13 protein-coding genes and 1 pseudogene are annotated in these 15,460 nt (G+C 68.9%); 8 read left to right on the top strand and 6 right to left on the bottom strand.

What is annotated here, in order from left to right; all coding sequences use genetic code 11:
• Positions 1-558 (bottom strand): annotated as a pseudogene (locus tag EHS43_RS47855) (hypothetical protein); the annotation flags it as partial.
• A gap of 722 nt (positions 559-1,280) precedes the next feature.
• On the opposite strand from EHS43_RS47855, the gene EHS43_RS19300 reads away from it, so the two are divergent.
• The 8 genes from EHS43_RS19300 to EHS43_RS19265 all read left to right on the top strand — a co-directional run bounded on the left by EHS43_RS19300 (position 1,281) and on the right by EHS43_RS19265 (position 11,669).
• Complete coding sequence (locus tag EHS43_RS19300) at positions 1,281-2,438, top strand: mandelate racemase/muconate lactonizing enzyme family protein (RefSeq protein WP_125192018.1); 1,158 nt, start codon at positions 1,281-1,283, stop codon at positions 2,436-2,438.
• On the top strand, positions 2,435-3,439 hold the full coding sequence (locus EHS43_RS19295) for a zinc-binding dehydrogenase (RefSeq protein ID WP_125192017.1): 1,005 nt from the start codon (positions 2,435-2,437) through the stop codon (positions 3,437-3,439). Before EHS43_RS19300 ends, EHS43_RS19295 begins: the two co-directional genes overlap by 4 nt.
• A gap of 109 nt (positions 3,440-3,548) precedes the next feature.
• The gene (locus EHS43_RS19290) at positions 3,549-4,520 is read left to right on the top strand and encodes a hypothetical protein (RefSeq protein WP_125192016.1); all 972 of its coding nucleotides are present in this window, start codon (positions 3,549-3,551) and stop codon (positions 4,518-4,520) included.
• 142 nt (positions 4,521-4,662) lie between these two features.
• On the top strand, positions 4,663-5,769 hold the full coding sequence (gene chvE, locus EHS43_RS19285) for a multiple monosaccharide ABC transporter substrate-binding protein (RefSeq protein ID WP_125192015.1): 1,107 nt from the start codon (positions 4,663-4,665) through the stop codon (positions 5,767-5,769).
• Between the two features lie 32 nt (positions 5,770-5,801).
• Positions 5,802-7,352 carry a multiple monosaccharide ABC transporter ATP-binding protein gene (gene mmsA / locus EHS43_RS19280; RefSeq protein ID WP_125192014.1) on the top strand — a complete coding sequence of 517 codons (1,551 nt, stop codon included), beginning with the start codon at positions 5,802-5,804 and terminating at the stop codon, positions 7,350-7,352.
• Positions 7,349-8,596: a multiple monosaccharide ABC transporter permease gene (gene mmsB, locus EHS43_RS19275; protein WP_125192013.1), complete on the top strand. Its 1,248-nt coding sequence runs from the start codon at positions 7,349-7,351 to the stop codon at positions 8,594-8,596. The genes mmsA and mmsB overlap by 4 nt, the downstream gene beginning before the upstream one ends.
• A gap of 60 nt (positions 8,597-8,656) precedes the next feature.
• The gene (locus tag EHS43_RS19270; protein WP_125192012.1) at positions 8,657-9,805 is read left to right on the top strand and encodes an aldose epimerase family protein; all 1,149 of its coding nucleotides are present in this window, start codon (positions 8,657-8,659) and stop codon (positions 9,803-9,805) included.
• A 175-nt stretch (positions 9,806-9,980) separates the two neighbouring features.
• Positions 9,981-11,669, top strand: a complete 1,689-nt coding sequence (locus EHS43_RS19265) for a histidinol-phosphate transaminase (protein ID WP_125192011.1) — start codon at positions 9,981-9,983, stop codon at positions 11,667-11,669.
• A 19-nt stretch (positions 11,670-11,688) separates the two neighbouring features.
• On the opposite strand, the gene EHS43_RS19260 is transcribed toward EHS43_RS19265, so the two are convergent.
• The 5 genes from EHS43_RS19260 to EHS43_RS19240 form a co-directional block, all read right to left on the bottom strand.
• Positions 11,689-12,645, bottom strand: coding sequence for an arabinan endo-1,5-alpha-L-arabinosidase (locus tag EHS43_RS19260; protein WP_125192010.1), 957 nt, complete (start codon positions 12,643-12,645; stop codon positions 11,689-11,691).
• A 130-nt stretch (positions 12,646-12,775) separates the two neighbouring features.
• Positions 12,776-13,306, bottom strand: coding sequence for an SUKH-4 family immunity protein (locus EHS43_RS19255; protein WP_125192009.1), 531 nt, complete (start codon positions 13,304-13,306; stop codon positions 12,776-12,778).
• A 37-nt stretch (positions 13,307-13,343) separates the two neighbouring features.
• A complete protein-coding gene (locus tag EHS43_RS19250) occupies positions 13,344-13,898 on the bottom strand; it encodes a hypothetical protein (protein WP_260470611.1) in 555 nt (184 codons plus the stop codon).
• Positions 13,891-14,700, bottom strand: a complete 810-nt coding sequence (locus tag EHS43_RS19245) for a hypothetical protein (protein ID WP_125192008.1) — start codon at positions 14,698-14,700, stop codon at positions 13,891-13,893. The genes EHS43_RS19250 and EHS43_RS19245 overlap by 8 nt, the downstream gene beginning before the upstream one ends.
• A complete protein-coding gene (locus EHS43_RS19240) occupies positions 14,697-15,392 on the bottom strand; it encodes a hypothetical protein (protein WP_125192007.1) in 696 nt (231 codons plus the stop codon). Before EHS43_RS19240 ends, EHS43_RS19245 begins: the two co-directional genes overlap by 4 nt.
• Positions 15,393-15,460 lie beyond the last annotated feature (68 nt).

Raw genomic sequence — 15,460 nt, 5'->3', positions numbered from 1 at the left:
GGGCGAGGGAGACGCGGAGGCCGACGGGGAGGGTGAGCCGGAGGGGACGGTTCCGTCGGAGCCGGCCTCCGTCGGGGCCGACGTGCTCGCCTCCGGCGAGGCGCCGCCCTCGGCCGACTCGCCGCCCGCCGCGGCGGGCTTGGGGGCGGAGCCCGGGGCGTCCATGCCCAGCTCCGCGAGGCTCAGACCGCCGGCCGCGAGCACGAAGCCGGCGGCGATCAGCAGGGTCCGGCGGCGACGCCGACGGTGCGCCGCCGCTTTGCGATCGCGACGACTTGCTCCGTCGGCGGGGTCGTCGGAGTCGTCCCCGTCGTCGTACTCCTCGTCGTGCGTGTCCTCGGGTTCCGCGAGGTGCTCCGCGGCCTCGGCACCGCGGCCACCGCGCCCTTTGGCGCGCCGCCGTGACGCTCGGCCGCCGACCGGCCGGCCGGCCTCCTCGGCGGTGCTGTCGCTCGCGTCGGCGCCGGCACGGGGACCGGAGTCGGCCTCCGAGCCCGCGTCCGGGCCGGGGCCGGGCGAGCCGTAGGCCGCGGCGGCCTCCGCCGAACCGGCTCCCAGGGAATCGCTCGCGCGCGGGGCGCCCTCGTGGCCGCCCCCGCCGTACGCCCCCTGGGGGTCGCCGCCGTAGGCCGCACCGTTTCCGACGCCCGCGCCGTACGGTCCGCCCTCCCCGCCGTACGCTCCCTGCGGCTCGCCGCCGTACTCCGTGGCGCCCTGGACGCCCGTGCCGTACCGGGCGGGGTCCGGGACCCCTCCCCCGTGCGGCGGCGCCTCGTGGCCCGCGAGCGCGCCCGCGGTGCCGCCGTACTGCCCCTCGGCCCCGTACGTCGCGTACGCGGGAGTCATCGGAGGGTCCTGCGACTGGGCCTGGGCCGGGACGCGGGGGGTGTACGCGCGCAGCTCTTCGATCGAGGTGCCGCACCCCGGGCAGGCGAGGGCGCCGTTGAGGTGCCGTCGGCACGGGTCGCAGTAGTCCATGACGCGGGAAGACTAAGTTCCTCTCACCTGGCTTTCATAGTCACGCCTGTGAAGGTTGTGTGTCGAACTACCCGTTCGGGCGCGGCGAGTTGAGGGGTCTGCCAGGGACCGTTCGGGCATCCTTCCCGATCTCCCCGAAACCGACGCCGAAAGCCGTGTCGAAAGCAGTGTCGAAACCGTTATGCGTTCGACCCATTGACACTCCCGCCACCCCCTCCCTACTGTCACGTCAGCATTTCGAACGTGTGACGAAATTTCGAACAGACGTCACTGAGCCGACGAAGCAACGAGGGGCAACCGCCGTGCGCATCACCGGAATCAGCACACACGTGGTCGGGACGCCGTGGCGCAACCTGACCTACGTCCAGGTGCACACCGACGAAGGCATCACCGGAGTCGGCGAGACCCGGATGCTCGGACACACCGACGCGCTGATCGGCTACCTGCGGGAGGCCGAGGCCAATCACATTCTCGGCTCCGACCCGTTCGCTGTCGAGGACCTCGTCAAGAGGATGAAGTACGGCGACTACGGTCGGGCCGGCGAGATCGTCATGTCCGGTATCGCCGTCATCGAGATGGCCTGCTGGGACATCAAGGGCAAGGCCCTCGGCGTGCCGGTCTGGCAGCTTCTGGGCGGCAAGGTCACCGACAAGGTCAAGGCGTACGCCAACGGCTGGTACACCACCGAGCGGACCCCCGAGGCGTACCACAAGGCCGCGCAGGCGGTCATGGAGCGCGGGTACAAGGCGCTCAAGATCGACCCCTTCGGCACCGGCCACTTCGAGCTCGACCACGAGCAGAGCCTGTACGCCGTCTCCCTCATCGAGGCCGTCCGTGACGCCATCGGCCCCGACGCCGAGCTGATGCTGGAGATGCACGGCCGCTTCTCGCCGTCCACCGCCGTCCGGCTGGCCAAGGACCTCGCGCCCTTCAAGCCCGCGTGGCTGGAGGAGCCGGTGCCCCCGGAGAACCTGAAGGCGCTGGAGAAGGTCGCCGCCAAGGTCGACATCCCGGTCGCCACCGGTGAGCGCATCCACGACCGCATCGAGTTCCGCGAGCTCTTCGAGAGCCAGGCCGTGGACATCATCCAGCCCGACGTCGGCCACATCGGCGGCATCTGGGAGACGCGCAAGCTGGCCGCCACCGCCGAGACCCACTACATGCTGGTCGCCCCGCACAACGTCGGCGGCCCGGTGCTGACCGCCGCCTCCCTGCAGGTCGGTTTCACCTCCCCCAACTTCAAGATCCTCGAGCACTTCAACGACTTCGCCGACGCGGAGATCAAGAAGGTCGTCAAGGGCGCCCCGCAGGTCGTGGACGGCTACTTCCACCTCTCCGACGCCCCGGGGCTCGGTGTCGAGCTGGACGTCGACGCGGCCGCCGAGTTCCCGCAGCAGCAGGCCCGGTTCGACCTGTGGGCCGAGGGCTGGGAGCAGCGCAAGCCCAAGGGCACGAAGTGAGCACGCAGGTCGTCATCGAGGGGCCCGGCGAGCACCGGCTCGACGCGCACGCCCCTCGTGAGCCCGGGGCCGGCGAGGCGCTGGTGCGCGTCCACGCGGTCGGCATCTGCGGCAGCGACCGCGAGGTATACCAGGGCAACCGGCCCGAGGGATACGTGCGTTATCCCCTCACACCGGGCCACGAGTGGTCCGGGACGGTGGAGGCGGTCGGGGCGGATGTGCCTTCAACTCTTGTCGGCCGCAAGGTCGTCGGCGAGGGCTTCCGCAACTGCCAGGTGTGCGACCGGTGTCACGCGGGTGAGACGACCCTGTGCACGGCCGGGTACGAGGAGACCGGGTTCACCCAGCCGGGTGCGATGGCCACCACGCTCACCCTGCCCGCCCGGCTGCTGCACGTGCTGCCGGACGACGCCGACCTGACGGCCGCGGCCCTGCTGGAGCCGGCCGCCTGTATCGCGGCCGCCGCGATCAAGGCGAACGCCCTGCCGGGCGAGCGGGTGGCCGTGGTGGGGACCGGAACGCTCGGGATGTTCGCCGTTCAGTTCCTGAAGGCCAACTCCCCCGCCGAGCTGCTCGTGGTAGGGACCCGGCCCGACCGGGCGGAGCTTTCGAAAGCTTTCGGTGCCACGGACTTCCGCACCAGGGCCCAGGAGCTCCCGGACGACTTCGACGTCGTCATCGAGACCGCCGGGTCCGCGTCCGCGGCGACCACCGCCGCCTCCCTGCTCCGGCGGGGCGGGCGTCTGGTCCTGACGGGCATCCCGGCGCCGGGCGCCGACGGTCTCGACCCCACGGACCTGGTCGTACGGCAGCTGGAGGTGCACACCGTCTTCGGGGCCCCGCCGGACGCCTGGGCGCACACGGTGCGGGTCTTCGGGGCCGGTCTGCTCGATCCGCTGCCGCTGGTCACCCACGAGCTGCCGCTCGACGGGTTCCCGGAGGCGATCGAACTGGTCGGGTCCGGTGATCCGAAGGTCGGGAAGGTGCTGCTCCGCCCCTAGACGTGCGCCGGTACGGGGTGACCTGACCACCCCGTACCGGCGTACACCCAAGCCCCGCACGACTTGAGCCGCGAACCTCGTCCGACATATCGAACACGAAGGACAGCTTGTGACGACCGACGCTTCCGCCCCGGCGGCCCGCCGACCCGGTGAGCAGGCGCTCACCGCGCTCGGTCTGGGCGCGCCCGCCCTCGACCCCGCCGACGCCTCACCGCACACCTTCCCCGGCGGCGGCCGCTGGCGCACCGAGATCCCCTCGTGCGAGGGTCCGGAGGCGCTGGCCGTCGTCCTGAAGGAAGCCTCGCGGCTCGACGTGCCGATCCACCGGATCAGCCAGGGCAGCGGTGTCTGGATGCTGACCGACGCCGAGATCACCGAGATGGTCGACGCCACGAACGAGCGGGACATCGAGCTCTGCCTGTTCACCGGTCCGCGCGGCACCTGGGACATCGGCGGCTCCGTGCGCAGCGACTCGCGCGGCGGGGGCCTGCGGGCCCGCGGCCACGACGCGGTGGCCGGTTGCGTCGAAGACGCCGTCCGGGCAACGGAGTTGGGCGTCAAGTGCCTGCTCGTGGCCGACGAGGGCGTGCTGTGGACGCTGCACCGGGCACGGGTCGCCGGGATCATCCCCGCCGACACCACACTGAAGTTGAGCGCGCTCGTCGGTCCGGTCAACCCGGCCGCGTACGCGGTCTACGAGAACCTGGGCGCCGACTCCATCAACGTGCCCAGCGATCTGACGCTCGATCACCTCACCGAGATCCGGCGGGTGTCGGCCGCTCCGATGGACATGTACATCGAGGCACCCGACGATCTCGGCGGCTATGTGCGCATGTACGAGGTCGCCGAACTCATCCGGCGCGGCGCGCCGTTGTACCTGAAGTTCGGCCTGTCCAAGGCCCCCGGGATCTACCCGTACGGGCACCACCTGCGTGACCTGACCCTCAACACGGCCCGGGAACGGGTGCGTCGGGGACGGCTCGCCCTGGATCTGCTCGCGCGGCACGGGGCGGACGGCGACATGGCGCCGCTCGGCTCACGGCTGCCGGGTGCGCTGAGGCGTTTCGAAACACCCTCATAACGTTTCGGGCGAACTCCCTTCACAAAAGCAGACGCAGTCACACACAATCCCACACACCTCTTCTCGGTCCGAGCCCGCACCTCCTTGCCAGAGCGTCTCTCGCCACCAGACCGAGCCCGTCCCGACATCAAGGATGATGATCATGCGTACTCGTCGAGCCGCACTCACCGCCATAGCCGGCGCCGCCTCCCTCGCCCTCACCCTCAGCGCCTGTGGCCAGAGCAGCGAGGGTGGCAGCGACGAGAAGACCGGAAGCGCCAAGGGCGGCACCATCGGCATCGCGATGCCGACCAAGTCCTCCGAGCGCTGGATCACCGACGGCGCCAACGTCGAGAAGGACCTCAAGGCCAAGGGCTACAAGACCAAGCTGGTCTTCGGCGAGGACGACCCCGACCAGCAGGTCTCCCAGATCGAGAACCTGATCACCCAGGGCGTCAAGGCGCTGGTCATCGCGGCCATCGACAACAAGTCCCTGAACAACGTCCTCCAGCAGGCCGCCGACGCCAAGATCCCGGTCATCTCCTACGACCGCCTGATCCTCGGCACGAAGAACGTCGACTACTACGCGTCCTTCGACAACGAGAAGGTCGGCAAGCTCCAGGGCCAGTACATCGTCGACAAGCTGGGTCTGGAGAGCGGCAAGGGCCCCTTCAACATCGAGCTGTTCGCCGGCTCCAACGACGACAACAACACCCGGTACTTCTTCAACGGCGCGATGAGCGTGCTCCAGCCGTACATCGACAGCAAGAAGCTGGTCGTCAAGTCCGGCCAGACCAAGCTCACCCAGGTCACCACCCTGCGCTGGGACGGCGCCACCGCCCAGAAGCGCATGGAGGACATGCTCACCTCCTCGTACACGAGCGGCCGGGTCGACGCGGTGCTCTCGCCCTACGACGGCATCTCCATCGGCATCCTCGCCGCGCTGAAGTCGGACGGCTACGGCACCAAGGCGAAGCCGCTGCCGGTGATCACCGGCCAGGACGCCGAGCTGGCCTCGGTGAAGTCGATCATCTCCGGACAGCAGTCGCAGACGGTCTACAAGGACCTGCGCAAGCTCGCCCAGGTCGCCACCGAGATGGTCGACTCCTCCCTCAACGGCAAGAAGCCCGAGATCAACGACACCAAGTCGTACGACAACGGCACCAAGGTCGTCCCCGCCTACCTGCTGCAGCCGGTGAGCGTCGACAAGTCCAACTACGAGAAGGTCCTGGTCGACGGCGGCTACTACACGGCCGACCAGCTCAAGTAAGCGCCGTCACCTACTGATTGGAAGGCACGACCATGGCGGGACCCGTCCTGGAAATGCGCTCGATCGTCAAGACCTTTCCCGGCGTCAAGGCGCTGTCGGACGTCACTCTGACCGTCCGCCAGGGCGAGGTCCATGCCATCTGCGGCGAGAACGGCGCCGGGAAGTCCACCTTGATGAAGGTGCTCTCCGGCGTCCATCCGCACGGCACCTACGAGGGGGACATCCTCTTCGAGGGGGAGCTCTGCTCCTTCAAGGACATCCGGGCCAGCGAGCAGCACGGCATCGTCATCATCCACCAGGAGCTGGCGCTGTCGCCGTACCTCTCCCTCGCGGAGAACATCTTCCTCGGCAACGAGCACGCCAAGGGCGGGTTCATCGACTGGCGGGAAACCCTGCGGCACGCCAGCCAGTTGCTGCGCCGGGTCGGTCTCGACGACCACCCCGAGACCCGGGTCGCCGACATCGGCGTGGGCAAGCAGCAGCTGGTGGAGATCGCGAAGGCGCTGTCGAAGAAGGTGAAGCTGCTCATCCTGGACGAGCCGACGGCGGCTCTGAACGACGAGGACAGCGACAAACTCCTCGACCTGATCCTTGAGTTGAAGAACCAGGGCATCACCTCGATCATCATCTCCCACAAGCTCAACGAGATCCGCAAGGTCGCCGACTCGGTGACGATCCTGCGCGACGGGCGGACCATCGAGACGCTCGACGTGAAGGCGAAGGACACCACCGAGGACCGGATCATCTCCGGCATGGTGGGCCGCGACCTCGACCACCGCTTCCCCGAACGCACGCACTACGAGGGCGAAGTGGGCTCGGCACCCGCGCTGGAGATCCGGGACTGGACCGTCCACCACCCGATCGACCAGCAGCGCAAGGTGGTCGACGACGTGTCGATCAACGTCAGACGCGGTGAGATCGTCGGCATCGCGGGCCTGATGGGCGCGGGCCGCACCGAACTCGCGATGAGCGTGTTCGGCCGCACCTACGGCCGGCACGCGGCCGGCACGGTCCTCAAGGACGGCCAGGAGATCCGTACCAAGACCGTCTCCGAGGCGGTCGCGCACGGCATCGCCTACGTCACCGAGGACCGCAAGCACTACGGCCTCAACCTCATCGACACCATCAACCGGAACATCTCGCTCACCGCGCTGAAGAAGGTCGCCAAGCGGGGCGTGGTCGACGAGCAGGAGGAGCGGAAGGTCGCCGAGGGCTTCCGCAAGTCCATGAACATCAAGGCGCCGACCGTCTTCGAGCCGGTGGGCAAGCTGTCCGGCGGCAACCAGCAGAAGGTCGTCCTCAGCAAGTGGATCTTCACGGGTCCCGAGGTGCTGATCCTGGACGAACCCACGCGCGGCATCGACGTCGGCGCCAAGTTCGAGATCTACACGGTCATCGACCAGCTGGCCGCCCAGGGCAAGGCGGTCGTCTTCATCTCCTCCGAGCTGCCCGAACTGCTCGGCATGTGCGACCGCATCTACACCATGGCCGCGGGACGGCTCACGGGCGAGTTCTCGCGGACCGAGGCCACGCAGGAAGTGCTGATGCGCCAGATGACGAAGGACAAAGAGGTAACGCGATGAGCACCGACGTGACGGACAAGGTCCCGGCCGCGGCGCCGCCGGGCAAGGGCAAGGGCTCGTCCTCGGGAGAGGGCCTGCTGCACCTGGTGCTGAACGGACTGCGCCGCAACATGCGCCAGTACGGCATGCTGATCGCGCTGGGCCTGCTCGTCGTGCTGTTCCAGGTGTGGACGGACGGCGACCTGCTCCTGCCGCGCAACGTGTCCAACCTGGTCCTGCAGAACAGCTACATCCTGATCCTCGCGATCGGCATGATGCTGGTGATCATCGCGGGTCACATCGACCTGTCGGTCGGTTCACTGACGGCGTTCGTCGGCGCCTTCGCGGCCGTACTGACCGTGCAGCACGGTGTGGCGTGGCCCCTGGCCCTGGTGCTCTGCCTGGCCATCGGCGCGGTCGCCGGCGCCGCGCAGGGCTACCTGATCGCCTACTTCGGCATACCCTCCTTCATCGTCACCCTCGCGGGCATGCTGATCTTCCGCGGTCTGACGGAGATGTTCCTCAAGGGCCAGACCCTCGGCCCGTTCCCCGACGGCATGCAGAAGATGGGCAACGGCTTCCTGCCGGAGGTCGGTCCGCACACCAACTACCACAACCTCACCCTGCTGCTGGGCATCGTCCTGCTGGCGTCGGTGGTGTGGCAGGAGGTGCGCGACCGCAAGCGGCAGCAGGAGTTCTCCCTGGAGGTCGCGCCCACCAACCTCTTCCTGCTCAAGCTCGTCGCCATCGCCGCCGCGATCCTCACGCTGACCCTGCTGCTCGCCAGCTACAAGGGCGCCCCGATCATCCTGATCGTCCTCGGTGTCCTGGTGGTCGGCTACGGCTACGTCATGCGCAACGCGGTCTTCGGCCGGCACATCTACGCGATCGGCGGCAACCTGCCGGCCGCGAAGCTGTCCGGCGTCAAGGACAGGAAGGTCACCTTCCTTGTCTTCCTGAACATGGGCGTGCTCGCGGCCCTGGCGGGTCTGGTCGTCGCCTCCCGCCTGAACGCGGCCTCCCCGAAGGCGGGCCTGAACTTCGAACTCGAGGCGATCGCCTCGTCGTTCATCGGTGGCGCGTCCATGAGCGGCGGTGTGGGAACCGTCCTCGGCGCGATCATCGGTGGTCTCGTCCTCGGTGTGCTGAACAACGGCATGAACCTCCTCAGCGTCGGCACCGACTGGCAACAGGTCATCAAGGGCCTCGCCCTGCTGGCCGCGGTCGGGTTCGACGTGTGGAACAAGCGCAAGTCCGGTTCGTAAGTCATCTCGGGCCCCGTCGGAACAACCGGCGGGGCCCGCTTCCTTCACAGGAGCCGCTAGATGGAACTGAACAGACGAACGGTCATCGCCGGTGCCGCGGCCGCGGGAATCGCCGCGACGACGCTCGGGGGCACCGCTGAGGCGGCCGGCAGCAGGAAGCCGACCAAGAAGCTCTTCGGCACCCTCGCCGACGGCACGAAGGTCCACATCTGGTCGCTGGCCAACGGCGGCACGCGGATGAAGGTCCTGTCCTGGGGCGGTGTCGTGCAGTCCCTCGAGATCCCGGACCGCAGGGGCCACTACGCGAACGTCTCGGCGGGCTTCGACAACATCGAGGACTACGTCGCCAAGACGCCGTACTTCGGCGCGCTGATCGGGCGTTACGGCAACCGCATCGCCAAGGGCCAGTTCACCCTCGACGGCAAGAGCTACCAGCTCTCCGTCAACGACGGCGACAACAGCCTCCACGGCGGCAGCCAGGGCTTCGACAAGCGGGTGTGGGACGTCGAGCCGTTCACCAAGGGCTCGGACGTCGGACTGCACCTGTACTACACCTCGGTCGACGGCGAGATGGGCTACCCGGGCACCCTCAAGGTGAAGGTGACGTACACCCTCACCCGGCACGGCGAGTGGCGGATCGACTACGCGGCCACCACCGACAAGGCGACCGTGGTCAACCTGACCAGCCACGTGTACTGGAACCTCGGCGGCGAGGGCACCGGCACCATCGAGGACCACGAGCTGCGCATCGCCGCCTCCCGCTACACGCCCACCGACTCGGGTCTGATCCCCACCGGTGAGCTGGCGAAGGTCGCGGGCACCCCCTTCGACTTCCGCAAGGGCAAGGCGATCGGCCGGGACATCCGCACCGGGCACCCCCAGCTGGTCACCGCCAAGGGCTTCGACCACAACTGGGTCCTCGACAAGGGGATCACGGCCAGGCCCGAGCACGTGGCGAGCCTGCGCGACCCGCACTCCGGCCGCACCCTGAAGATCGCCACCAACGAGCCCGGTCTGCAGTTCTACTCGGGCAACTTCCTCGACGGCACGCTGGTCGGCCCCTCCGGCCACACCTACCGTCAGGGCGACGCCCTGTGCCTGGAGACCCAGCACTTCCCGGACTCGCCGAACCACCCGTCGTTCCCCTCGACGGTGCTGCGCCCGGGGCAGACGTACCGGACGACGACGATTCACTCGTTCGGCGCCTGACCTTTGGAGATGCGGAGATCGGGGTAGGGGTTCCCGAACTCACACTTCTTTCACACCCGTTGAACAGTGCCACGCAGGCATCCGTATGTAAGGGCGGCCCGTGCTCCCCCGCGCGGGCCACCCAATGACGACGGACCCGGTCGTCCCCGCCGGGTCCGCCCCATACGGAGGTTCGATGGCCGACAACGTCACCTCGTTGTTCCGCAGCACGGCTGCGCACAGCCCGTCCATGGCGGCGCTGGCGCGCGAAGGCGGAGACGGGACCGGCCCGGTGGACTTCTGTATCCCCTGCAATCCGTACTTCCCCACCCCGGCGATGATGGACACCATGGCCGCGCGGCTGAAGGACATCATCACCTACTACCCCAGCAGCGCCGACACGATCACCGCCGAACTCTGCAACCTGCTGCAACTGCCCCCGCAGGCCGTGGCGATGGGCAACGGCTCGACCGAACTGATCACCTGGATCGACCACCTGCTGGTCCGCGAGTCCCTCGCCATCCCGGTCCCCACCTTCGGCCGCTGGACCGACCAGCCGATGGAGACCGGCAAGCGGGTCGACATGTTCCCGCTCCAGGAGTCCAGCGGATTCGCCCTGGACCTCGCGCAGTACGCCGAGTTCATACGCACCCGGGGCACGCGGGTCGCGGTCATCTGCAACCCGAACAACCCCGACGGCGGCTTCCTCCACAAGCACGCGCTCGTGCAGTTCATGGACGCCATGGCCGACCTGGACCTCATCGTCATCGACGAGTCCTTCCTGGAGTTCGCCGACGCCGAGCAGGAGCCGAGCGTCGTCCAGGAGGCGATGATCCGGCCCAACGTCATCGTCCTGCGCAGCCTCGGCAAGAACTTCGGCCTGCACGGCATCCGCTTCGGCTACATGGTCGCGAACCCCGCCCTCGCCGGCCGGGTGCGCTCGATGCTGCCGAAGTGGAACCTCAACGCCTTCGCCGAGTACGTGGTGTTCATGCTCAAGGAGCACGGCGCCGAGTACGCGCAGAGCCTGCACCAGGTCCGCCGGGACCGCCTCGACATGGCGAGCCAGCTCGCCCAGCTGCCCGGCCTGACCGTCTACCCCTCCCAGGGGAACTTCCTGTTCGTGCGCCTGCCCGTGGGCGCGGAGGGCACCGTGGTCCGGGACCGGATGCTCACCGAGCACCGCATCCTCGTCCGTGAGTGCGGCAACAAGATCGGTTCGTCCAGCCGCTTCCTGCGGCTCGTGGTGCGCCCCCAGGTGGACGTGCGTCGCCTGGTGTCCGGCCTGGAACAGGTGCTCTACGGGACCAGGAGGGGAGCCGCCGTGCCCGAGCTCGCTCAAGGGACCAGCTACAGCTCGGGTACGGCGGCAGTGGACCGGCTGGTCGGCCAGACCAACGGCGCGGGTCTGCAGGACCTCGCCGCGATGGCCGTCGGCGGGGGCGGGAGCGTCGGCATGCCGATGCCGGTCGCCCAGCCGGTGGCGGTGGCCGCGGCGCCTCCCATGCCGGCGGCTGCTTCCATGGGAGGCGGCTCCATGGGGGGCGCGTCCATGGGAGGCGGGTCCATGAGTGGCGGGCCCATGGGTGGCGTTGCTTCCATGGGGGCGGGGATGCCTACGCCCGCCCAGATGCCGGCGCCGGCCCCGATGCCTGCCCCGGCCCCGATACCGACGCCCGCTCCGGCCCCTCCGGCGCCCTTCGCGCCGCCCGGCGGACCGACTCCGCCGGGGGTACCGGCCCGTGGCGGGCTCACCGCCGCGCAGGTGCGGGGGATGACGGCGCCGGCGCCCGGGGCTCCGCAGGAGCTGTCCCAGGCACCGGCCACCGGGTGGCCCAACGCTCAGAGCTGGCCCAACGCGGCCGGCATGGGCCAGGCCGGCTGACGGGCAGCGGACGGCCCGGTCAGTAGGCGACGGGCCATCCGCTGCTCCAGTTCAGGAGGTTGATGCCGAGCTTGGGCGTGCCGTTGTCGTTGCCGTCGTAGTAGTGGTAGACGATCAGGTCGCCGTCGGAGTCGTTCATGATCGACTGGCCGCCGGGGCCGATGTACCGGCCGTGCGACTCCAGGACCGGGGTGCCGCCGTTGTTCATCATCGAGACGCCGTTCCTGTCGACGTACGGCCCGGTGACGCTGGTGGCGCGGCCGACCTTGACCTTGTAGGTCGAACCGGTGCCGGCGCAGCAGGTGTCGTAGGACGCGAAGAGGTAGTAGTAGCCGTTCCGCTTCACGACGTACGGCGCCTCGACGGCCTTGGTCCCGGTCGGCCGGGAGGCGATCGAGTAGCGGGTGGTGTTGGTGGAGAGCTGCTTGCCGGTGGCCGGGTTGATCTGGATCATCTTCAGGCCGGTCCACCAACTGCCGAAGGACAGCCACCACTTGCCGTCGCCGTCGACGAACAGGTTCGGGTCGATGGCGTTGTAGTCGCTGGCGGTGGTGGAGGTGTACACGGTGCCCTGGTCGCTCCAGGAGCCGGGCAGGCCGGTGCTCGACGTGGCGAGGCCGATGGCGGACTTGTTGGACCCGAAGGTCGAGACGGCGTAGTACATCAGGTACTTGCCGCCCTGGTAGGAGATGTCGGGCGCCCAGGCCTCGGTGGCGTACGACGACCACCAGCCGGGCTTGGCGGAGAAGGCGTCGCCGCCTGCCGTGAACGCGATCCGGTCGGTGGAGGCGCGGTGACCGAGACCGCCGCCGGTGCCGTACAGCAGGTAACGCCCCGCCGACGTACGGATCATCGTCGGGTCGTGGATGGTGGTGGCACCGGTGACGGTTCCGGGGTTGGGGTACGCGGAGGCCGTGCCCGGGATCAGGGCCAGCAGGAAGGCCACGGGGACGGCGAGGAGTGAGGTGCGGCGCACGGTGACGCTCCTTCGCAGGATGCGAGTGGGGGGATGTTCGAAATGCCGATCACCGATCAGAGCTTCGGACGGGACCGTAGAATCGAACCCCTTGCGCGTCAATGGTCCGCGCACGCCTCACCGGTAGGGGTCAGCCGACCTGTTCGTAGACCATCGACCACCAGCTGTCCGGCTGGGCGAAGGCGTACGGGTCACGGGCCTTGAGGTACTCGACGAGCTTGTCGGTGTACGGAGCGCGGTCCTGGGGGGCGGCCTGTGCCAGGTGCCTGGTGCGCAGGGCGAAGCGGTACAGGAACTCGACGAGGTCGGCCAGGGTGCGGTTCACGATCTCGGCGCGCGGCTCCGCGTCGAAGGACATGAGGATGACGTAACCGCGGTCCATGTCGAGGCAGTACCGCATCGCCGGGTCGTCGGTGGGGCCGCCCAGGACGAGGATGTGGGTCTCCTCGCCGCCCGCGGCCACCGGCACCACAGTGAAGGGATCGGGTCCGTCGTCGGCGGTGTCGAGGGTGAACAGCACGTCGACGAGGACGGGGACACCGACCTCGCACAGCACCTCGGCGTCGGCCTCGGACAGTCCGCGCTCCTCGGCGACGGCACGGTCCAGCGTGACCACGCGGTCCGCGCCGAACAGTTCCGTCATCTCGTCATGGGTGGCCATGCGTCCTCTGTTTTCCCTTCGTGAGCGTGCGGGCGGATCAGTCGGCGAGACCGGCCCGGCGCAGCAGTTTCAGCCAGTCGTCGTACTCCACCAGTTCGTCGTCGACCAATGCCAACCGCTTGTACTCGTCGAACGTGGCCAGCCGCTCCAGGAAGTACGCCTCCACGCTGGGCGCGAGCTGGTCGAAGCGCTCCGCGTCGACCCACTCCCAGTGCTCGGCCGGGATACCGAGGACGGCGCCACCCGCGCGATCGAGGAAGACCGGCGTCTGGTTGGTCATCCCGATACAGAACAGCTTCTGCGGGGACAGGTCCAACGGGGAGTCGACCACCGGCTCGCAGTAGAACTGGTGCTCCTCCGCCTCGTCCAGACCGAAGAGCTGCACGGACGGCCCGCAGCTCGCGCCGTCGAGCACCCGGCAGAAGTCCAGGAACTCCCGCGGCACACCGTCGGCCTCCGCGGCGGCGGCCGTCTCCTCGTCGATCGTCCCGCCGAGCGTGAACGGGAGCACGTCAGGACTTTCCGCCAGCGCCGTCCGCAGTGCGTCCACCGTCGCGGTCAGACGGGACGACCCCGGGCTCGCGCTAGTCATCTGGCCACCATTTTATGTCGATATTGATGGGATTGCCGTCCGGAAGATCCTTGATCTGTGGACGTATCTGTGCGTTGCCGATGTCCTGGTTCGTGAACCGGTCGAGCATCCGCAGGTTACGCCACGCGTCCGGACCACCCGTCTGGAGTTCGTTGGTGTGGTCGGGCTCCATCTTACGGGCGGCCTCCGCCGCCTCCTTGGCGAAGTCGGGGTCGTCCTTGTGGTTCCTGTGGATCAGTGCGGTCAGCGCGCCCTTGTAGTCCGCTGTGATCTTCGAGTCACGATAATCCGAGGTCCTGCCCTTGAACTTGAAGAGCTTGCCCTCCTCGCCGAGCCGCTGAAGGGCCCGCGCCTTGCGCTCGAAGGCCTGCTTGGGCATCCCGGGCTTCCACTCCAGGGTGACGGTGTGCGGGTCCTTCGTCGTGTCCGGCCGGTCCTTGCCGATCCCGCCGCCGTCGCGGACCGTGTCCTGGTCGCGGGAGCGCTTGACGATGCTCTGGAGCATCGTCTCGATGTTCTTGTCGTTGCGCGCGTGGTTGTCGCCCATGGCGCGCACACCCTTGGACACGTCCTGGAGGTGCTTGTGGAGCTGGTCCTCGGCCTCCTCGATGGCCCGGAGGATCTTCTCGGCCCCGGTCTCGACGGCCGCCGCGAGGGCGCCCTTGCCCCGGGTGCGGTTCAGTCCGGCGCGGCTGCGGCGCAGGTGGGGGCGGGCGCCGGACTCGTGCTCGTCGGCCTGGGAGGTGATGCGGTCGGCGAGCCGGTCGTGGAGGTCCTTGTCGCTGCGTACGGTGTCGCTCACGCGGCGCCTCCCTTGGTGCCGAAGGTGCCCGTGGTGCCGGTGACGGCGTCCAGGCCCTCGGAGAGGCCCTCGCTGCCCGCGTGCAGGGTCTTGCCGGGGCTGTAACCGTCCTGCAGGCCCACGGCGTTGGCGCCGAGCTGGAGGACGAGGTCGGTGGCCATGTTGCCGAGCGCGGAGTAGACCGGGCCCATGGCGACGGACATGAGCTCCTCCATGAGGAGTCGCTCGGCCTCCTTCAGCAGCCGCCGCACGATGAGCCGGGTGGCCTGGGTGGCACCGAGCGCGCCGACCTCGGAGAGGCCGAGCGTGAAGGGTGCGGCGGCCTGGGCGGCGATGATCTCGGCGGCGAGGATGCCGAGTTGGACGATGGCGGCCACCTTGGCACCGGCCACGGCGATCGCGGCGCCGTCCAGGGCGGTCGCCCCGAGGTCGGCGGCCTCCCCGAGCCGTTCCAGGTGTACGTCGCTGACCTTGCCCCAGTGCTGCTGGAAGGCCGCGGTCGCGATGCCCTCGTTGCCCTCCAGGAACTCCCGGACGATGCTCGCCGTGGCGTCCTTGCCGGCCCGCATCTGCGACGCGAAGGAACGCAGCCCGTCGGCCATGTCCCGGTAGTCGTCCTCGTCGACGTTCGGCCACTCGACCCCGATGAGATCCAGCACCCACGCCGCCTCGTCGGGCAGCACGACCCCCATGCTCGTTCCCCCTTTGTCTTGGCAGGACCATTTCAGGTCACGCGTACGACGGCCGAACCTTACTACGG

Source organism: Streptomyces sp. RP5T (assembly GCF_003933965.1).
Taxonomy (GTDB): domain Bacteria; phylum Actinomycetota; class Actinomycetes; order Streptomycetales; family Streptomycetaceae; genus Streptomyces.
The sequence above is the reverse complement of the archived record's forward strand: the minus strand, read 5'-3'. Positions and strand labels throughout refer to the sequence as shown.

Coding starts and splice junctions, on each gene's coding strand:
- EHS43_RS19270 (WP_125192012.1), top strand. CDS start 8,657: ATGGAACTGAACAGACGAACGGTCATCGCCGGTGCCGCGGCCGCGGGA.
- EHS43_RS19265 (WP_125192011.1), top strand. CDS start 9,981: ATGGCCGACAACGTCACCTCGTTGTTCCGCAGCACGGCTGCGCACAGC.
- EHS43_RS19250 (WP_260470611.1), bottom strand. CDS start 13,898: ATGACTAGCGCGAGCCCGGGGTCGTCCCGTCTGACCGCGACGGTGGAC.
- mmsB (WP_125192013.1), top strand. CDS start 7,349: ATGAGCACCGACGTGACGGACAAGGTCCCGGCCGCGGCGCCGCCGGGC.
- EHS43_RS19240 (WP_125192007.1), bottom strand. CDS start 15,392: ATGGGGGTCGTGCTGCCCGACGAGGCGGCGTGGGTGCTGGATCTCATC.
- mmsA (WP_125192014.1), top strand. CDS start 5,802: ATGGCGGGACCCGTCCTGGAAATGCGCTCGATCGTCAAGACCTTTCCC.
- EHS43_RS19255 (WP_125192009.1), bottom strand. CDS start 13,306: ATGGCCACCCATGACGAGATGACGGAACTGTTCGGCGCGGACCGCGTG.
- chvE (WP_125192015.1), top strand. CDS start 4,663: ATGCGTACTCGTCGAGCCGCACTCACCGCCATAGCCGGCGCCGCCTCC.